Source organism: Bartonella sp. AA86SXKL, from assembly GCF_042196885.1.
The window spans coordinates 1-326 of sequence record NZ_JBHIRE010000528.1 but is presented as its reverse complement, the minus strand read 5'-3'; the positions used below and the strand labels follow the sequence as shown (position 1 = coordinate 326).

Here is a 326-nt window from a genome sequence, read left to right as displayed (position 1 = left end):
CAAGATATTCATAATCTTCAATTGCATTTCCTTTTGACTTTAAATAACGTCTACGCAGACGTTCACGATGTCCCTGGTAATACTTATGAAGCAGTAAATTTTTCTGAAGTTTTTCACTTTTTGTTTCTGGTGTTTGATTAAGTGGGAAACTTGAGATTAATGCAAAATGATCTCTTTGAATATCTCCCTTTTTACTTAACTTTTTAGCCATGACATTTCTACATTTATTTAGACATATGAATTTGAAATATAAAAAATATTTTTAGGAGATTGCGTAAATATTTCGCAACCTTCGTTTGTTACACCAATTGTATGTTCATACTGTG

The 326-nt window shown here is 30.1% G+C and carries 2 pseudogenes; both read right to left on the bottom strand.

The features are described from left to right. Window positions 1-211 (bottom strand): annotated as a pseudogene (locus ACFIO5_RS13080) (RadC family protein); the annotation flags it as partial. Window positions 212-228: 17 nt separating this feature from the next. Beyond that, window positions 229-326 (bottom strand): annotated as a pseudogene (locus ACFIO5_RS13075) (type I methionyl aminopeptidase); the annotation flags it as partial.